The following is an 18,202-nucleotide window of genomic DNA, read 5'->3' as shown; positions in this document are numbered from 1 at the left end:
CGGGCTGTCTTACGGTGCTGCCCGGTCCTTCCCCACCCGGGAACCTACCGATCCGCCCCCTCCGCGCTCGCCCCGCTCCGGGGTGCCGGCCACCGGCCGGTCTCCTCGAAGTGCTTGAGGTGGTCGCGCAGTTCAGCGGTGTCGAAAGGTCCCGGACCTCGGAAAGCCCGGTTGAACGCCTTACGACGGACGGCCTGCTCAAGGCAGGCCGATGCGGGGTGCAGATAAGCACCCCGCCCGCGCAGCGTATCGCGTCGGTCGGGGACGCATCGCCCCCCTACCAGTGCCACACGCAGGAGTTCGGGTTTGCCGGCGCGCTCCCGGCACCCCACACAGGTACGTACAGGGCACGCACGAGTTCGCGTCCGGCCAGACACTTCCTCAGTCTACCTCTCTGCATCCAGACCGTGGGCGGGGGGTGAGACCACCCTCACACAGGGAAGCGCGCGCTCAGCCCTGCTCGACCGGCTGGCCCGTCGCACCCTCGCCGGCCTCGGCGGTGTCCGGACGGATGTCGATCCGCCAGCCGGTGAGGCGAGCGGCGAGGCGGGCGTTCTGCCCCTCCTTGCCGATGGCGAGGGAGAGTTGGTAATCGGGCACCGTCACGCGCGCCGAGCGCGCGGCGAGGTCCACGACCTCCACCTCGCTGACCCGCGCCGGCGAGAGCGCGTTGGCGACGAGCTCGGCAGGGTCCTCCGACCAGTCGACGATGTCGATCTTCTCGCCGTTGAGCTCCGCCATCACGCTCCGCACCCGGCCGCCCATCGGCCCGATGCAGGCGCCCTTCGCGTTGAGTCCGGTACGGGTCGAGCGGACGGCCATCTTGGTGCGGTGCCCTGCCTCGCGAGCGATCGCCGCCACCTCGACCGAGCCGTCGGCGATCTCGGGGACCTCCAGCTCGAAGAGCTTCTTCACCAGGTTCGGGTGGGTGCGCGAGAGGGTCACGGACGGTCCGCGCACGCCCTTGACGACGCGCACGACGTAGGTACGCATCCGCATCCCGTGCGGGTACGTCTCCCCCGGCACCTGCTCCTGGGGCGGCAGGATCGCCTCGAGCCTGCCGATGTCCACCAGCACGCTCTTCGGGTCCTTGCCCTGTTGCACGACGCCGGTGACGACGTCGCCCTCGCGGCCCGCGTACTCGCCGAAGGTGACCTCTTCCTCCGCGTCGCGCAGCCGCTGCAGGATCACCTGCTTCGCGGTCGTCGCCGCGATGCGTCCGAAGCCGGTGGGGGTGTCGTCGAACTCGCGGGGCTCGGCGCCCTCTTCGAGCTCGTCGGCGCTCTCCTTTGCCCGGACGGTCACATGCCCCGTCTTCCGGTCGAGCTCCACGCGTGCGTCCCTGCGGCTGCCTTCGGTGCGGTGGTACGCGATGAGGAGGGCCGACTCGATCGCCTCGACCAGCAGGTCGAAGGAGACCTCCTTCTCTCTCACCAGCCCGCGCAGGGCACTCATGTCGATGTCCACGGCTACGCCTCCTCGTTCTTCTCGGCGTCCGCGGTCACGTCGTCGGCTTCCACGCGCCTGCGGTCGCGCGCAGCCGCGGACTGGTCCCGCGCGCTCCCGGAGGGCTTGGGGTTGAACTCGATCTCCACCCGCGCCTTGGCGATCTCGTCGAACCGGAGCCGGCGGGCGGTGGGCTTCCTCCCCTTGACGCCGGGGACCTCGAGATCGAGACCCTCCTCGTCGACGGAGACGATCCGCGCCGTCAGCTCGCCGCCGCCCGCCTGCTCGGTGAGGTTGACCTTGACGAGGCGGCCGACGGCGCGACGGAAGTGGCGCTCCTCGGTGAGGGGCCGGTCCGCGCCCGGCGAGGTGACCTCCAGGACGTAGGGGGCTCCCCCCATGACGTCCGAGGCGTCGAGTTCGGCGGAGAACAGGCGGCTGAGCTCGGCGCAGGTGTCGAGCTGCACGCCCTCGTCCGAGTCGACCACGATGCGGAGAACGCGGCGCTTGCCCGCCGGGGTCACCTCGACCTCCTCCAGGTCGAGTCCCTGCTCGGCGACGAGCGGTTCCAACAGTCCGCGCAGCCGCTCGCTCTGGGTGGTACTCATCCGGGTGACTCCTCGGCCGCGTGTGCTGTTGTGGGGCCTACTTACGGGGCGTGTCGCGTCAAGCCTATCGCCTGTCGGGGAGTGCACGGACCAGACCACCGATCTCCCCCGCGGCAGCACGCACGCCACCGGATCTGTGGGACGTACGGGTACGCATCGGGCCCGCCGCGATGGACGGTTCGGCGCTCCGGGAAGGGCACGGGTAGCGTCGCGTGCCGGTCTTCGCAGATGATCACTGTGACGTGATAGTCAGACAGTCGGGCGAGACTCGTTTTCACCAGGGAGAGCACCATGCCGCGCACACCGCCACAGGTCGGTGCCGGGCCCCCTCGCAGGGTGGTGCTCGCCGGCGTGCTGGGAGCCGGCGGTGCACTCGCCGGCTGCTCCGACGGCTCAGGGCCCGGCGACGCGAGCGAGGAGGAAAAGGCCGCGGGCGCGCGGGCGTTGCGGAGGCGGGCCGTGCAGCAGAGCGAGACGCTGCTCGCGCAGTACGACGGCGCGCTCGCCGCGCACACCGCGCTCGGCGAGCGGCTCGGGCCGCTCCGCACGGCCGTCGCCCGGCATGTGCAGGTCCTCGACGACCCGCGCGGCCAACGCGGTCGCTCGACGCCGCAGAGCCCCCCGTCGCCGAGCGGCGAGGCGTCTCCCGGCGCGGACGTCCCCGAGGACGAGGGCGGTGCGCTCGCCGCGCTCGCCCAAGCGGAGCGCCGGCTCGCCGAGAGCCGCACCCGCAGCCTCGTCGATGCGCCGCCCGAACTCGCCCGGGTGCTCGCCTCCGTTGCGGCCGCCGGGGCCGCGCACGCCTACCTGCTGGAGTCCGAGTCGTGAAGGAACTCGCCGCCGCACAGGCCGCGTTGAGCGCGGAGCACGCCACGGTCTACGGCTACGGCGTCGTCGGAGGCCGCATCGCGGGAGAGCGCCGCAAGGAAGCCCGAGAGGCGTACGACGCACACCGTGCGCGCCGGGACGCACTCCGGCGCACCATCCGCGACCTGGGCGGAAAGCCCGAGCCCGCTGCCGCCGCCTACGCGCTCCCGTTCGCGGTGCCCGACGGCACGGCGGCCGAGCGTCTCGCGGCGGAGCTGGAGGACCGGCTCGCGGGGGTGTACGCGGACCTCGTGCGGGCAAGCGAGGGGGCGAGGCGGCGCGAGGCCGCCGGCGCGCTCCGTGAGGCGGCCGTCCGGTCGGTGCGGTGGCGTGGGACGGGCGTACCCTTCCCGGGGCTCACCGAACTCCACGGTTCCGATCAGGCGCCGGCGCCGTCGTCCTCGGCCCTCTCGGACGGGCCGGGCTCCTCGGACACGTCCGGCCGTCCCGACGCCGGGAGCGGTGCGTCCGGCACGCTCTGACCCGCGCCTTTGCAGGGGCGGGGCCTCGTCCGTTCGCCGCCCGCTTCGAAAGGCCGCCAGCAGATGTCCTCCGTACTGCCCCTGGAGATCCCGAGACGGCTCTCGCGCACGCTCGCCGCGCAGCCGGACGCCGCCGCGGCGACGGGCGCCGCCTGGCTCGAGGGGCTCGGCGGACTGCTGGAGCGGTCGTTGGCCCGGTGGGAGCTCGTCCCCGAGCGGGTGGTCTCGCCGGGCGGGCGGAGCAGCCTCGTCGTGCTCGTGCACAGGGCGGACGGGGAGCCGGCCGCGCTGAAGCTCCTCGCCCCCCTCGACGCGACGCCCGCCGAGCGCGGCGCCAGGGAACGGGCAGCACTCGCGCACTGGGACGGGCTGGGCGCGGTGCACGTGCTGGAGGCCGAACCCGAGGACGGCGTCCTGCTGTTGGAGCGGTTGCGGGGCGAGATGTCGCTGCGGTCGCTGCCCGAGGCGAAGGCCGTGCTGGAGGCCGCGTCGACGGTCCGCCGCCTCTGGGTCGGGCCGCCCGCCGAGGCGGCGGCCTTCGAGACGGTCACGGCGCACACGAGTCGGGAGGCGGCGAGGATGCGCGCCTGTGCGCCGCCCCAGGCGCAGGACCTCGTCGAGGAGGCGCTGGAGACGCGCGAGGAACTGCTGCGCGGAGCGGAAGCCCCAGTGCTGCTGCACGGGGACTTCCGGCAGGGCGCCGTGCTGGCCAGTGACTCGGCGCGGGCGCGCTGGCTCGCGGCGGGGCCCGACCCGCTCGTCGGCGAGCCGGCGTTCGACCTTGCCCGGCTGGCGCGGGACCGGCTCCACGATCTGATGGCGACCTCGGGCGCCGCAGCCTCCACCCGCCGCAGAGTCAACCGCCTCGCCGACTCGCTCGACATCGACCGCGAGCGCCTCCGCGGCTGGACGCTCTACCGGGCCGTCGAGTCGGGCGTCCGCCAGTGGGCCGGCAACCGTGCGGACGCCGAACTGCTGCTGGAGTTCGCCACGTGGCTGTGACGGTCCCCCGGACCGACGGCCGTACGGGGTCCGGGAGCCGACCCCGGAGGGTCAGGGGACCAGTGCGCGGAGGCGCGACACCGCCTCGTCGTAGGGCAGCTCCTCGCGCTCGCCCGTGCGCCGGTCCTTCAGCTCGACGAGGCCGTCCTTGACGCCGCGGCCGGCGACGAGGATCGTCGGCACGCCGATCAACTCGGCGTCGGTGAACTTCACTCCGGGCGAGACGCCTGCCCGGTCGTCGACGAGGACCCGGACGCCTGCCTCCCCCAGCCGCTCGGCGATCTCCAACGCGACCTCCGTCTGCTTCGCCTTCCCCGCGGCGACGACGTGGACGTCGGCCGGGGCGATCTCGCGGGGCCAGCAGAGGCCCTGCGCGTCGGCCGTCTGCTCGGCGAGCGCGGCGACGGCGCGGGACACGCCGATGCCGTAGGAACCCATGGTGAGGCGGACCGGCTTGCCGTCCTGGCCGAGGACGTCCAGCTCGAAGGCGTCCGTGTACTTGCGGCCGAGCTGGAAGATGTGGCCGATCTCGATGGCACGGTCGAGCTCGATGCCGTGCCCGCACCTGGGGCAGGGGTCGCCCGGCTCGACCACCACGACGTCGAGGTAGCGGTCGACCTCGAAGTCCCGGCCGGCGACGACGTTGCGGGCGTGCTTGCCCTCCTTGTTGGCGCCCGTCACCCAGGAGGTGCCGACGGCGACGCGCGGGTCGGCGAGGTACGGGAACGCCTTGCCCGCCATGCCGCCCTGCGGGCCGACGTAGCCGCGGACGAGGTCGGGGCGCTCGGCGAAGTCCTCGGCCGTGACGAGTTCGACGACGGCCGGGGCGAGTTGCTCCTCCAGCTTGCCCATGTCGACCTCGCGGTCGCCGGGGACGCCGACGGCGGTGATCTCGCCGTCGACCTTCACGAGGAGGTTCTTCAGCGTGGCCGAGGCGGGGACGCCGAGGTGGGCGGCGAGCGTCTCGATCGTGGGGGTGTCCGGGGTGTCGAGCTCCTCCGGCTGCGGAAGGCCGTCGACGGAGCCGGCCTCGACGGCGGTCGTGACGGCCTCGGTGTTGGCGGCGAAGCCGCAGTGCGGGCACTGGGCGAAGGTGTCCTCGCCGGCGGCGGCGGGCGCGAGGAACTCCTCCGAGGCGGAGCCGCCCATGGCGCCCGAGACGGCGGAGACGATCCGGAAGTCCATGCCGAGCCGCTCGAAGATCCGGATGTACGCCTCGCGGTGGAGCGCGTACGCCTCGGCGAGCCCCTCGTCGGAGGTGTCGAAGGAGTAGGCGTCCTTCATCGTGAACTCGCGGCCGCGCAGGATGCCGGAGCGGGGGCGGGCCTCGTCCCTGTACTTGGTCTGGATCTGGTAGAGGATCACCGGCAGGTCCTTGTAGGACGTGCACTGGTCCTTCACCATCAGCGCGAAGATCTCCTCGTGCGTCGGGCCGAGGAGGTACTCGCCTCCCTTGCGGTCCCGGAGACGGAAGAGGAGGTCGCCGTACTCCTCGTACCTGCCCGTCGTCTCGTAGGGCTCCTTGGGCAGCAGGGCGGGGAGAAGCACCTCCTGGGCGCCGATCGCGTCCATCTCCTCGCGCACGACGCGGGTGACGTTCTCCAGGACCTGCTTGCCGAGCGGCAGCCAGCTCCAGATGCCGGCGGCGGTGCGGCGGACGTAGCCGGCGCGGACGAGCAGCTTGTGGCTCAGCGTCTCGGCGTCCGCCGGGTCGTCCCGGAGCGTCTTCAGCATCGACCGGGACAAACGCTGGACACGGGCTGCCATGGGTACTCCTGCTCGGGCCGTACGGGTAACGGATGCGAGCTTATCGGCAGGGGGTGACCGCACGGAAATGAGATGCGGGGAGTACGGCTACCTCGGCCCGGCGAGCGGCAGTTGGGCGCCCATCACCGCGTACGGGCTCGCGGCGCCCGGGAAGATCACGCGGCGCGCGAGGTCCCGGTAGCCGAGGTGGTGGTAGAGGCGGCGCGCGGGGCTGTCGGTGTCGATGGCGGAGAGGAGCGAGCGCTCCTCTGTCGCGGTGTCGGTGATCCCGGTGATCAGCCGCCGCCCGAGGCCGAGTTGCTGCCACCGCGGGTGGACGTGGAGCTCGGTGATGACGAAGGAGCCGCTGAGCCAGTGGTCGACGCCGTCCTCGCGCAGGTACGGGTGGACCACCGTCGACCACCACTGGGTGCGGTCGTTGGGCATCCCGTAGACGAAGCCGACGAGGCGCCCCTCCGGAGTCGTGACGCCCAGCGCGCGGGTGTGCCGCAGCGCCGCGTGGCGCAGCATGACGTGGCGGCGGATGCCGATCTCGTCCTCGCTGAGGCCGAAGGCGAGCGCCTGCACCGCGAGTGCGTCGTCCACCCGGGCGGCGAGGTCGACGGGTCCGACGGTCGCCTCCGGCGGTTCGGGGAGCCGTCCCTGCGAGGAATGCAGCATGGGCGGAGGCTACTTGCTCGCCGGGCACACCGCGACGATGTGCGCGGAGCAGCCTGCGCAGCCCGTCAGAAGAGCACGCTCATGAAGGCACCGACCTCGCGGAAGCCGACGCGGTGGTAGGAGGCGCGGGCGGCCGTGTTGAAGTCGTTGACGTAGAGGCTGACGACCGGCGAGACCTCGCGGAGCGCGTACCTGAGCACGGCGGCCATGCCCGGCTCCGAGAACCCCTCGCCGCGCCGCTCGGGTGCGACCCACACGCCCTGGATCTGGCAGGCGGCCGGGGTGGCGGCACCGATCTCGGCCTTGAAGACCACCCGCCCGTCCTCGAACCGCGCGAACGACCGTCCGGCGCCGACGAGTTCGGCGACGCGCGCCTGGTAGAGCAGCCCGCCGTCACCTGCGAGCGGCGAGACGCCGACCTCCTCGGTGAACATCGACACGCAGGCCGGGAGGACGCGCTCGACCTCGTCCCTCCGCACGCGGCGTACCTGCGGATCGGGGGGCACGGCGGCGGATTCCCGCTCGGTCGTCATCAGCGGCTGCCACGCGCGCACCTCGCGCGCAGGGCCCCAGTGGGGCTCCAGGTACGACCAGAGCAGGGCTGTCTCCTCCGCCGGACCGACGATCGACGAGCAGCGCCGCCCCTGCCGCAGCGCCCGCTCCGCGAACGCGCGCACCGCTTCGGGCTCCGCGCAGAGCGGGACGAGGTTGGCCCCCGCGTAGCAGAGCGACGCGAGCCGTCCGGCGCTGTACCAGCCCCACATCTCACCGCCGAGCCGCCACGGGTCGAGGCCCGCGGTCTCGACCCGTGCGGTGATGAAGGTGTTGTTGACGGGCTCGCGCCGCAGCACCCGCAGGACGTCGTCGAGTTCGGCGGGGTCGACCGGCCGGACGGACGGGGTGGTCAGCACGGGCCTGTCCCGTCCCGCCGGATGGCGGCGGACACTTTCACGCACCTCCGCGTGGACGGGCGGGGCGCCGGGGCGCGGAACGGCAGCCGGCGGGGAAGCAGGCTCAGCCGCCGACGGCGACCTGCGGCTCGCCGGAGGCGACACCGTCCTTCTCCATCTGCTCCGCGAGCTTCTGGGCCTCGTCGATGAGCGTCTCGACGATCTTCGCCTCGGGGACGGTCCTGATCACCTCGCCCTTGACGAAGATCTGCCCCTTGCCGTTGCCGGAGGCGACGCCGAGGTCAGCCTCGCGGGCTTCGCCCGGGCCGTTGACGACACAGCCCATCACGGCGACGCGGAGCGGGACGTCCATGCCGTCGAGTCCGGCGGTCACCTCGTCGGCGAGCTTGTAGACATCGACCTGGGCGCGACCGCACGAGGGGCAGGAGACGATCTCCAGGCCACGCTGCCGGAGGCCGAGCGACTCCAGGATCTGGGTGCCGACCTTGACCTCCTCCACCGGCGGGGCCGAGAGCGAGACGCGGATGGTGTCGCCGATGCCCTCGCTGAGCAGGGCGCCGAAGGCGACCGAGGACTTGATGGTGCCCTGGAACGCGGGGCCCGCCTCGGTGACGCCGAGGTGGAGCGGGTAGTCGCACTGCTGGGCGAGGAGCCGGTAGGCGTTGACCATCACGACGGGGTCGTTGTGCTTGACCGAGATCTTGAGGTCCTGGAAGCCGTGCTCCTCGAAGAGCGAGCACTCCCAGAGCGCGGACTCGGCGAGCGCCTCGGGGGTCGCCTTGCCGTACTTCTCGAGCAGCCGCTTGTCGAGGGAGCCGGCGTTGACGCCGATGCGGATCGGGGTGCGGGCCGCGTTGGCGGCGTCCGCGATCTCCTTGACCTTGTCGTCGAACTGCTTGATGTTGCCCGGGTTGACCCGGACCGCGGCGCAGCCGGCGTCGATCGCCTGGAAGACGTACTTCGGCTGGAAGTGGATGTCGGCGATCACCGGGATCTGCGACTTGCGCGCGATCGTGGGGAGCGCTTCTGCGTCGTCCTGCGTCGGGCAGGCGACGCGGACGATCTGGCAGCCGGAGGCGGTGAGCTCCGCGATCTGCTGGAGGGTGGCGCCGATGTCCGACGTCTTGGTGGTGGTCATCGACTGCACGGAGACGGGTGCGTCACCGCCGACCGCGACCGGGCCCACGTGGATCTTCCTGCTCCGCCTGCGCTCGGCGAGCTTGACGGGCACATCCGGCATTCCGAGCGAAATCGCTGTCATCTTCGCGTGCAACCCCAACTGTGGATCATGGCCCGGGATCGACGGGCTCCGTTCCCTGAGATTACGGCACCCAACCCTCCGGGAGCACATCGCTCTCCGGGACACCGCCCGATCACCCCTGTGCCGCGGACCGGACCCGCAGGTCGGGGCCGATCCGCGGCAGCGGGGCCCGCTGCCGGCTGATACGCGGACGCCATCAGCCCGTCAGCCGTACCGGATTCACGACGTCGGCGACGAGCACCAACAGCGTGAAGCAGATGAAGACGCCGGCGACGACGTACGCGATCGGCATCAGCTTGGCGACGTCGAAAGGGCCCGGGTCCGGGCGTCGGAACACCTTGGCGAAGCCGCGTCGGAGCGACTCCCAGACGGCGCCCGCCATGTGCCCGCCGTCGAGCGGGAGCAGCGGCAGCAGGTTGAAGAGGAAGAGCGAGAGGTTGAACCCCGCGACGAGGAGCAGCATCGTCGCCACACGCTGGCTCGGCGGGATGTCTAGCGAGAAGACCTCACCGCCGACGCGTGCCGCGCCGACCACGCCCATCGGGGAGTCCTGTTTGCGCTCGGCTCCGTCGAAGGCCGCGTTCCACAGGTCGGGCACCTTGCCCGGAAGCGCGACGAGCGCGTGGACGCCCGACTCGACCATGTCCCCCATGCGGTCGACGGCCTGCGGGAAGGACTGCTGCACCACGCCGCTCGCCGGCGTGAACCCGAGGAAGCCCGCCGTGACGTACTCGTCGGGGACGTAGCCGCCGCGGCCGTCGGACTTGGCGACCTTGTTCTCGATCAGGTCGGCCTGGAGCGTCTTGCGCGCCCCGTCGCGTTCGACGGTGAGGGTGGCGGGGCCCGTGGTCTCCCTGATGCTCTGCTGGAGGTCGTCCCACTCCTCGACCTTGCGCCCGTCGAAGCCGACGATCTTGTCGCCCGGCTGGAGGCCGGCGGCCTTCGCCGGCGAGGCGGGCGCGCCCCCGTGGCACTTGTCGGACTGCGCGGACGCCGGGATCACGCACTCGGAGACCGTCGAGACGCTGGTGGTCTGGGTGTTGATGCCGAAGGTCATCAGCACCGTCACGAAGACGACGACGGCGAGTACGAGGTTCATGAAGGGTCCCGCGAACATCACGATGAACCGCTTCCACGGCCGCCGTGTGTAGAGCATCCGCTTCTCGTCGCCCGGCTGGAGCTCCTCGTACGCGGCGGCGCGCGCGTCCTCGATCATGCCGCGGAAAGGCGACGTCGAGCGCTGCCTGACCTTGCCGTCGTCGCCGGGCGGGAACATGCCGATCATGCGGATGTAGCCGCCGAGCGGGATCGCCTTGATGCCGTACTCGGTCTCGCCCTTCGTCTTCGACCACAGCGTCGGACCGAAGCCGACCATGAACTGCGGCACTCTGACACCGAACATCTTGGCCGTGCTGAAGTGGCCGAACTCGTGCCATGCGATGGAGAAGAGCAGGCCGACGACGAAGACGACTATCCCCAGTACCGTCATGAACGTCGTCATACGCGGGCCTCCACCTGCGACGCGGCCAACTCGCGAGCACGGGCACGCGCCCAGTCCTCGGCGCCGAGGACACCGTCGAGCGTCAGCTCGGTTCCCGTGGCGGCATCCGGTTTCGCTACGTGCTCCTCGACCACTGCCGCGACCGTATCCACAATCCCCGTGAAGGGCAGCCTTCCGCCGAGAAACGCCTCCACGCACTCCTCGTTGGCCGCGTTGTAGACGGCGGGCGCGGTGCCGCCGAGCTCCCCGACGCGGGCCGCGAGCGCGACCGAGGGGAACGCTGCCTCGTCGAGCGGGTGGAAGTCCCAGCTCATCGCCTTGGTCCAGTCGAAGACCGGTCCCGTGTCCGGGACGCGCTCGGGCCAGCCGAGGCCGAGCGCGATCGGGAGGCGCATGTCGGGAGGGCCGCACTGCGCGAGCGTCGAGCCGTCGGTGAACTCCACCATCGAGTGGACGGCCGACTGAGGATGGACGACGACCTGGATGCGGTCGAACGGGATGTCGTACAGGAGGTGCGCCTCGATCACTTCGAGGCCCTTGTTGACGAGTGTCGCCGAGTTGACGGTGATCACCGGGCCCATCTCCCAGGTCGGGTGGGAGAGCGCGTCCTGCGGTGTCACCTCGGCGAGTTCGGCGCGGGTGCGCCCGCGGAACGGGCCGCCCGAGGCGGTGACGAGGAGCTTGCGGACCTCGCGACGCTCGCCGCCGAGGAGCGCCTGGAAGAGAGCGGAGTGCTCCGAGTCGACGGGCACGATCTGCCCGGGTTCGGCGCGGGCCGCCACGAGCGGACCGCCGACGATGAGCGACTCCTTGTTGGCGAGCGCGAGGACCCGGCCGGCCTCGAGCGCGGCGAGCGTCGGGGCGAGGCCGATCGACCCGGTGATGCCGTTGAGGACCGTGTGGCAGGGGGACTTGGCGAGTGCGGTGGCGGCGTCGGGCCCCGCGAGCACCTCGGGGATCGGCTCGCCCGGACCGTACTGGGCGCGCAGCGCCTCCCGCACCTCGGCGGCCTTCTCCTCCCTGGCGACGGCGACGGCCCTGACCTGGAGCCGGTGCGCCTGACCGGCCAGCAGCTCCACCCTGCCGCCCGCGGCCGAGAGGGCGGTCACCCGGAAGCGGTCCGGGTTGGCAAGGACCACGTCGACGGCCTGGGTACCGATGGAGCCGGTGGAGCCGAGGATCACCACGTCGCGGGGGCCCTCGGGGACGGCCGCCGTCGGGTAGCGCTGGTGCGGGTCGGCGAGCGGCGCTGCTGGGCTATGGGTCATGCATCTATTGTGAGGGCTGCCCGCCGGCGGGAGTCGCCCGGTGCCCGCATTCGGCACGGGTCGGCGCGCGTGCCTGGTCAGCTCCCGATCCGCCGGTGCACATCCTCGCGGCGGCTCGGTCCCGGCTCGGCCGGCGCGATCCACGGGCCGGCCGAGGACGGGTCGACGACGCCCTTCTCCAACCAGGTGTAGGCGCCGTCGAGGACGCGGGAGACGACCTCGCCGTCGAGGTCGTCGGTGTTGGTCCAGAGCCGGCCGAAGAGTTCGTCGGTGCGGATGCGTGCCTGGCGGCAGAAGGCGTCGGCGAGTTGGTAGGCGTGGTGGCCCCGCGCCGCGGCGTCCGGGTCGCCGGAGGCCGCGCCGTCCGCGTAGAGCTTCTCCGCGCGGACGCAGGCGGCGCTCATCGCGAAGAGTTCGGCACCGATGTCGACGACGCGGCCGAGGAACCCCTGCTTCGTCTCCATGCGGCCCTGCCAGCGCGACATCGCGTAGAAGGTGGAGCGTGCGAGCTTGCGCGAGGTGCGCTCGACGTACCGCAGGTGCGGAGCGAGGCTGCCGAACTCCGAGAAGCCGCCGGGGCGTTGGCCCGGACCGGCGACGAGTTGCGGGAGCCACTTGGCGTAGAAGGCGCCGGCGCTGAGGGCGGCCTTGCGCTTGTCCGCGAAGGAGCTGTCGGGGGCGATGAGGTCGCCGGCGACGGAGAGGTGGGCGTCGACGGCCTCCCGCGCGATGAGCAGGTGCATGATCTCGGTGGAGCCCTCGAAGATCCGGTTGATCCTCAGGTCGCGGAGCAACTGCTCGGCGGGGACACCGCGTTCGCCGCGCGCCGCGAGCGACGCGGCCGTCTCGTAGCCGCGGCCGCCGCGTACCTGCACCAGCTCGTCCGCGATCCGCCACGCCATCTCGCTGCCGTAGAGCTTCGCCAGGGCCGCCTCGATGCGGATGTCGTTGCGCTCCTCGTCCGCCATCTGCGAGGCGAGATCGACGACGGCCTCCAGCGCGAAGGTCGTCGCGGCGATGAAGGAGATCTTGCTGCCGACCGCCTCGTGCCTGGCAACCTCGCGCCCCCACTGCACCCGCTCTGCCGACCACTCGCGGGCGATCTTCAGGGCCCACTTTCCCGCGCCCACGCAGGTCGCGGGGAGGGAGAGGCGGCCGGTGTTGAGCGTGGTGAGCGCGATCTTCAGGCCCGCGCCCTCCGGGCCGATCCGGTTGGCAGCGGGCACGCGTACGCGGTGGAAGCGCGTGACCCCGTTCTCCAACCCCCGCAAGCCCATGAAGGAGTTGCGGTTCTCCACCGTGACGCCCTCCGCGTCGCCCTCGACGACGAAGGCGCTGATCCCGCCCTCGTGTCCGTCGGAGGCGGGGACGCGCGCCATCACGACGAGGAGGTCGGCGATGACGCCGTTGGTGGTCCACAGCTTCACGCCGTCGAGAAGGTAGTCGTCGCCGTCGGGGACGGCGGTGGCGCCGAGGCGCGCCGGGTCCGAGCCGACGTCCGGCTCGGTGAGGAGGAAGGCGGAGATGTCGGTCGTCGCGCAGCGGGGCAGGAAGGCGTCGCACTGCTGCTGCGTGCCGAAGAGCTTCAACGGCTGCGGGACGCCGATCGACTGGTGCGCCGAGAGCAGCGCGCCGACGGCCGGGCTCACGGAGGCGAGCATGCCGAGCGCCTTGTTGTAGTAGACCTGGGTCAGGCCGAGGCCGCCGTACTCGCGGCCGATCTTCATGCCGAGCGCGCCCATCTCCTTGAGCTTGCGGATCACCTCGTCGGGGATGCGGTCCTCGCGCTCGATGGCCGCGCCGTCGATGCCGGTGCGGCAGAACTCCTCCAGCTCGGCGAGGAACGCCTCGCCGCGCTCCGCGTCCTCGGGGGCCGGCTCGGGGTGCGGGTGGATCAGGTCGAGGCGGAAGCGGCCGAGGAAGAGTTCCTTGGCGAAGCTCGGCTTGCGCCAGTCCTGTTCGCGGGCTGCCTCGGCGACGGCACGGGCTTCGCGCTCGGAGACGGTCATCTCGCTCACCTCGGGAGGACTGGGGGCGTTGACTGCCGGCCGGTGCTACTCGGTCGTGTGTACCCGATCGCGGCCGCCCGTACCAGACTCCGCGCAGCGTGCCGCCCGTCCTCACCTCAGTTCGGCGACGGCGAGCCCCACGGTCACGAGGAGCAGCAGCAGCGCCGCGACGGCGACCGCAAGCGTCGCAAGCCGTCCCCACTGCGGTGGCGGCCTCTTCGATGCCGACATAAGACGCCTCCACTCCCGGGCCGGCAGCGCGCACCGGTGCCGCCCAACTCCGCCTGAAGCAAACCTACTTGGGGAATGCACAGCCGCGGCCCCGCCCGAAACCAGAGGTCGGGCGGGGCCGCGGCGGCGCCCCTCGGAGTAGGACGCAGACAAGGGCGCCGAGGATGCACCGGGAGCGTGCCGGCGTGCCTAGAGCTGGAGGCCGGTGAGGACCATGACGCGCTCGTAGGTGTAGTCCTCCATCGCGAAGCGGACGCCCTCGCGGCCGACGCCGGAGTCCTTCACACCGCCGTACGGCATCTGGTCGGCGCGGTAGGAGGGGACGTCGCCGACAACGACCCCGCCGACGTCGAGGGCGCGGTGCGCGCGGAAGGCCGCTTGCAGGTCGTGGGTGAAGACGCCCGCCTGGAGGCCGTACTTGGAGTCGTTGACCGCAGCGAACGCCGCCTCTTCGCCCTCGACCCGGCTCACGGAGACGACGGGGCCGAAGACCTCCTCGCTGCCGATGTTGGTCTCGGCCGGCACCTCTTCGAGGACGGTCGGCGCGAAACTGGCGCCGTCCCGCTTGCCTCCCGTGAGGAGCCGGGCGCCGGCGGCCAGCGACTCCTCGACCCAGGACTCGACGCGCCTGGCCGCCTCCTCGCTGACGAGCGGGCCGACGTCGGTGGCGTCGTCCTCCGGGTCCCCCGTGGTGAGCGACTCCACCGCGGCGACGATCTTCGGTACGAGCCGGTCGTAGACGGAGGCGTCGGCGAGGACCCGCTGGACGGAGATGCAGGACTGGCCGCCCTGGTAGTTGGAGAAGGTGGCGATCCGCTGCGCCGCGAAGTCGAGGTCGGCCTCCGAGGAGTAGTCGGCGAGGACGACGGCCGCACCGTTGCCGCCGAGCTCCAGCGTGACGCGCTTGCGGGGGACCGAGTCGAGGATCGACCAGCCGACGGGCGCGGAGCCGGTGAAGGAGATGATCGGCAGCCGCTCGTCCTGCACCAGGTCGGGCATGCGGTCGTTGGGGACGGGCAGGACGGACCAGGAGCCGGCGGGCAGGTCGGTCTCGGCGAGGAGTTCGCCGAGGAGGAGGCCGGAGAGCGGGGTGGCGGGGGCCGGTTTCAGGACGATCGGGGCGCCGACCGCGAGCGCCGGCGCGACCTTGTGCGCACAGAGGTTGAGCGGGAAGTTGAACGGCGCGATGCCGAGCACCGGGCCGTAGGGGAAGCGGCGGGTGAAGGCGAGGCGCCCCTCGCCGCCGGCGTCCGAGTCGAGGCGCTGGCCCTCGCCGCCGTTGAACCTCCGCGCCTCGTCCGCCGCCCAGCGGAAGACCGAGAGGCAGCGGCCGACTTCGCCCCTTGCCCACTTCATCGGCTTGCCGTTCTCGGCGGAGATCAGGCGGGCGACCTCCTCGCTGCGCTCGCCGAGGCGACGGACGACGTGGTCGAGCGCTGCGGCGCGGACGTGCGCAGGGGTGGCGGCGAACTCCTCGGCGACCTCGGCCGCCGCCGCCACCGCCTGCTGCGTCTGGGCTTCGTCCGGCAGGCTGACGGTGCCGACGAGCCGGCCGTCCCAGGGCGAGGTGACGTCGAGGGTGTCGTTGCCCGTGGCCGTGCGGCCGGCGAGCCAGAACGGGTACGGGGAAGTCGCTGTGGTCACTGGGGATCGCCCTTCCGGATCGGTTGTGCCCTCCCGCTCGGGTCGCCGTGCCGGTGCGCACCGCCGGGCGGCTGCCGTACGGGGGGCGATCCGAGCTGTGCCCCACCGTAGGGCTTCGAGCGCGCGCTGTTCCTTGTCCGGTGCGGAGGGGTTCCGGGCGGGGTGGCTACGGAATGTCCTGTTGCGCCTGGCGGGGCGGGGTAACGCGCCGGAGAGGGTGGGGAGTTGGGGTGGTGCTTCAGGCGGGTGTGAGGCGGCCCGGGTGCGGGGGTTGGCGGAGGAGGTCGGTCGAGGCGCGGCGACTTGCCCCGGCTTCTCGGATCGGCGTGTGTGGGAGCGCTCGAACCGGGAGCGGCCACCGGTTCGGACTTGGCGGCTCGGCGCGTACGGTGGCCGCCGGCCCGGGGAGCGGTCGTTGGCCCGGGCTCGCCGGCTCGGCGCTTGCGTGAGCGCTCGGCCGGGGCGCGATCAGTGAACCGGGCCGCTGCGGAACGGCCGGAAGGATGGGCGTCAGGCCCGTGGCGTCGTGACTTCCGCATAGTGAGCACGGCTCGGACCGCGCGCCATGGCGCGGTCGTTGGTCGGGGGCACGGCCGCTGATCACGGTGCTGCCGTCGGCGAGGGCGCAGTGGCAAAGCGCACGGCAGGGCGGGCACTTGGGACCGGAGCGCTACAGCCCTTCACCGCGGACGACGGGTTCGTCGGCTCGGCCGTGCGGTGACCGCTCAGGCGTGGCACGGCCGTTGGCCGGAGCGCGGCGGTCGGCCAGCGGGTGGGCGGCCGACCTCGCAACGTCTCTCACCCCGTCGTCTTCAGCGCGAGCCAGAGTTCCATGCGGACGTCCGGGTCATCGAGGGAGCGGCCGAGGATCTCCTCGACGCGGCGCATGCGGTAGCGCAACGTGTGCCGGTGGACGCCGAGTTCGGCCGCTGCCGCGTCCCACTGGCCGTGGCGGGAGAGCCAGGCGCGGAGGGAGGCGACGAGGTCGCCGCGACCATTGGCGTCGTGCTCGTGCAGGGCGCGCAGCAGGCCGTCGGCGAAGGCGCGGACGGCGTCGTCGGCGAGGAGGGGCAGGATCGAGCCGGCGGCTACGTCCTCGTGCTCGACGAGCGCGACACCGCGGCGCCGCGCTACGGAGAGCGCCTGGTCCGCCTGTTTGAACGCGACGGCGACCGCGGGGAGTCCGGCCGGCGCGGAGACTCCGATCGCGAGCCCGTCCTCGCTGCCTCCCCGCGCACCCCGGGCGCTGGGGCCGCGGTGCGGACGCCGTGCGCGCTCCGGCTGCGCCGCCTCCGTCGAGGAGAACTCGACGCAGGCACGCACAGCCGCTCCGCCGTCGGCCGCGAGCATCACCAGGCGCGGGCCGTCGGGCACGACGAGGACCGCCTCGCCGCTGCGCGCCGCCGCCGTCTCGACGGCGTCGGCGAGCTCCTCCAGTGGCCAGGGCGGGTCGACCGGATCGATCTCCTCGGCGGGCAGCCGCCCTTCCGGGCCGTTGACGACGATCCGGGCCTCCTCCCCCGGCGGCAGCGGCCCCGCCGGCCTGTGCGCCCTGCGAGCGGCGGCCGCGGATGCCGGTTCGGCGACGACGACGCGCATCGGGGCGTCGAGGAGATCGCCGTAGAGCTGACCCGCGACGGCGCGCGCGTGATCGCCCTCGCCGACGAGCAGCATGCGCAACACGGCGGCGCCGAGGCGCTGTTCGGCCTCCTGGAGCGCACGGGAGCGCTCCATGGTGAGGGTGAGCAGTGCTATCGCCGAGTGCACCGCGTACCGCTCCGCCGTGCCGAGCGGCTCGCCCGTGCCGACGGCGAGCACGGCGCGGGCCCGGCGGCCGCCGCCGACCGACTGGAGCTCGACACGGTCCCGCCCTTCTGCGGCCTCGCCCACCACGGCGCTCGCGGGCGCCGGGCGGTCCCGAAGGCGCTCGGCGTCGCCGACGTAGCGGGAGGCGCGGCGCACCGCCCAGGCCGGTGCCGTCGCGACGACGGCTCCCGAGACGTCGTACAGCGCGGCCCATCCGTCGACTTGGGAGGCGAGGCGGGCGAGGAGCGCGGTGGGGCCCTCGGGCGAGAGCGCCGCCCGCGTCATCTCTCGCTGCGCCTCGAACCCGGCGGTGACCGAACGGTACTGCTCGGCAGCGATCGCGGCCGAGACGGCCTTGCTCAACGCGATGAACGGGGTTCGCCGCGGCACTTCGAGCAGCGGCATCCCGCCCTCGCGGCAGGCGTCGACGAGGGCGCCCGGGATCTTCTCGTAGTTGACCCCTGCGGCGAAGGCGATCCCGACGACGCCTGCGCCCGCGAGACGGCCCACGTAGGCGCGCATCTCCCCCGGGTCCTCTGCCGGCAGCTTCAGGGCCGTCACCATGAGCAGCTCGCCGCCGTCGAGGTACGGGGTGGGGTCGGCGAGTTCGCTGGCGTGCGCCCAGCGGACGGGGGTGTCCAGGTGCTCGTGCCCCGCGACCACGGAGAGCCGCAGGGAGGAGTGCTGGACCAGCGTGGCAAGAGTCGGTGGCATAACGCCCTTCACGGTACAGGCGGGC

At 72.6% G+C, this 18,202-nt stretch carries 15 protein-coding genes; 3 read left to right on the top strand and 12 right to left on the bottom strand.

All coding sequences use genetic code 11. The features are described from left to right. Positions 1-44: 44 nt before the first annotated feature. The 3 genes from F603_RS34410 to rimP all read right to left on the bottom strand — a co-directional run bounded on the left by F603_RS34410 (position 45) and on the right by rimP (position 2,054). Positions 45-377, bottom strand: a complete 333-nt coding sequence (locus F603_RS34410; protein ID WP_078503770.1) for a YlxR family protein — start codon at positions 375-377, stop codon at positions 45-47. A gap of 73 nt (positions 378-450) precedes the next feature. Continuing rightward, on the bottom strand, positions 451-1,467 hold the full coding sequence (gene nusA / locus F603_RS0127630) for a transcription termination factor NusA (protein ID WP_019549175.1): 1,017 nt from the start codon (positions 1,465-1,467) through the stop codon (positions 451-453). A 2-nt stretch (positions 1,468-1,469) separates the two neighbouring features. Continuing rightward, on the bottom strand, positions 1,470-2,054 hold the full coding sequence (gene rimP / locus F603_RS0127625; RefSeq protein ID WP_019549174.1) for a ribosome maturation factor RimP: 585 nt from the start codon (positions 2,052-2,054) through the stop codon (positions 1,470-1,472). Between the two features lie 291 nt (positions 2,055-2,345). Between rimP and F603_RS0127620 the strand changes: the two genes are divergently transcribed. The 3 genes from F603_RS0127620 to F603_RS0127610 all read left to right on the top strand — a co-directional run bounded on the left by F603_RS0127620 (position 2,346) and on the right by F603_RS0127610 (position 4,405). After that, complete coding sequence (locus F603_RS0127620) at positions 2,346-2,882, top strand: hypothetical protein (protein WP_051096401.1); 537 nt, start codon at positions 2,346-2,348, stop codon at positions 2,880-2,882. Next, a complete protein-coding gene (locus F603_RS0127615; protein ID WP_019549172.1) occupies positions 2,879-3,403 on the top strand; it encodes a ferritin-like domain-containing protein in 525 nt (174 codons plus the stop codon). The genes F603_RS0127620 and F603_RS0127615 overlap by 4 nt, the downstream gene beginning before the upstream one ends. 63 nt (positions 3,404-3,466) lie before the next feature. Then, the gene (locus F603_RS0127610; RefSeq protein WP_019549171.1) at positions 3,467-4,405 is read left to right on the top strand and encodes an aminoglycoside phosphotransferase family protein; all 939 of its coding nucleotides are present in this window, start codon (positions 3,467-3,469) and stop codon (positions 4,403-4,405) included. A gap of 51 nt (positions 4,406-4,456) precedes the next feature. Here the strand turns inward: F603_RS0127610 and F603_RS0127605 are convergent, their stop codons facing one another. The 9 genes from F603_RS0127605 to F603_RS0127560 all read right to left on the bottom strand — a co-directional run bounded on the left by F603_RS0127605 (position 4,457) and on the right by F603_RS0127560 (position 18,177). Then, positions 4,457-6,172: a proline--tRNA ligase gene (locus F603_RS0127605; RefSeq protein ID WP_019549170.1), complete on the bottom strand. Its 1,716-nt coding sequence runs from the start codon at positions 6,170-6,172 to the stop codon at positions 4,457-4,459. A gap of 87 nt (positions 6,173-6,259) precedes the next feature. Continuing rightward, positions 6,260-6,832 carry a GNAT family N-acetyltransferase gene (locus F603_RS0127600; protein ID WP_019549169.1) on the bottom strand — a complete coding sequence of 191 codons (573 nt, stop codon included), beginning with the start codon at positions 6,830-6,832 and terminating at the stop codon, positions 6,260-6,262. 65 nt (positions 6,833-6,897) lie between these two features. Next, entirely contained in the window at positions 6,898-7,740 is an 843-nt protein-coding gene (locus F603_RS0127595) for a GNAT family N-acetyltransferase (RefSeq protein WP_425427026.1), read from the bottom strand. A 106-nt stretch (positions 7,741-7,846) separates the two neighbouring features. After that, entirely contained in the window at positions 7,847-9,004 is a 1,158-nt protein-coding gene (gene ispG, locus F603_RS0127590; protein ID WP_026328771.1) for a flavodoxin-dependent (E)-4-hydroxy-3-methylbut-2-enyl-diphosphate synthase, read from the bottom strand. 196 nt (positions 9,005-9,200) lie between these two features. Continuing rightward, positions 9,201-10,505: a M50 family metallopeptidase gene (locus tag F603_RS0127585; protein WP_019549166.1), complete on the bottom strand. Its 1,305-nt coding sequence runs from the start codon at positions 10,503-10,505 to the stop codon at positions 9,201-9,203. After that, on the bottom strand, positions 10,502-11,773 hold the full coding sequence (gene dxr / locus F603_RS0127580; protein ID WP_026328770.1) for a 1-deoxy-D-xylulose-5-phosphate reductoisomerase: 1,272 nt from the start codon (positions 11,771-11,773) through the stop codon (positions 10,502-10,504). Before dxr ends, F603_RS0127585 begins: the two co-directional genes overlap by 4 nt. A gap of 77 nt (positions 11,774-11,850) precedes the next feature. Then, entirely contained in the window at positions 11,851-13,782 is a 1,932-nt protein-coding gene (locus F603_RS0127575) for an acyl-CoA dehydrogenase family protein (RefSeq protein WP_019549164.1), read from the bottom strand. Positions 13,783-14,202: 420 nt separating this feature from the next. Further along, positions 14,203-15,657, bottom strand: coding sequence for an aldehyde dehydrogenase family protein (locus F603_RS0127565; RefSeq protein WP_019549162.1), 1,455 nt, complete (start codon positions 15,655-15,657; stop codon positions 14,203-14,205). Positions 15,658-16,455: 798 nt separating this feature from the next. Beyond that, positions 16,456-18,177: a PucR family transcriptional regulator gene (locus F603_RS0127560; protein WP_019549161.1), complete on the bottom strand. Its 1,722-nt coding sequence runs from the start codon at positions 18,175-18,177 to the stop codon at positions 16,456-16,458. Between the last annotated feature and the right edge of the window lie 25 nt (positions 18,178-18,202).

This window comes from Streptomyces sulphureus DSM 40104 (genome assembly GCF_000381025.1).
Taxonomy (GTDB): domain Bacteria; phylum Actinomycetota; class Actinomycetes; order Streptomycetales; family Streptomycetaceae; genus Streptomyces; species Streptomyces sulphureus.
Note: the sequence above shows the minus strand (reverse complement) of the source record. Positions and strands in the feature narration are given on the sequence as shown.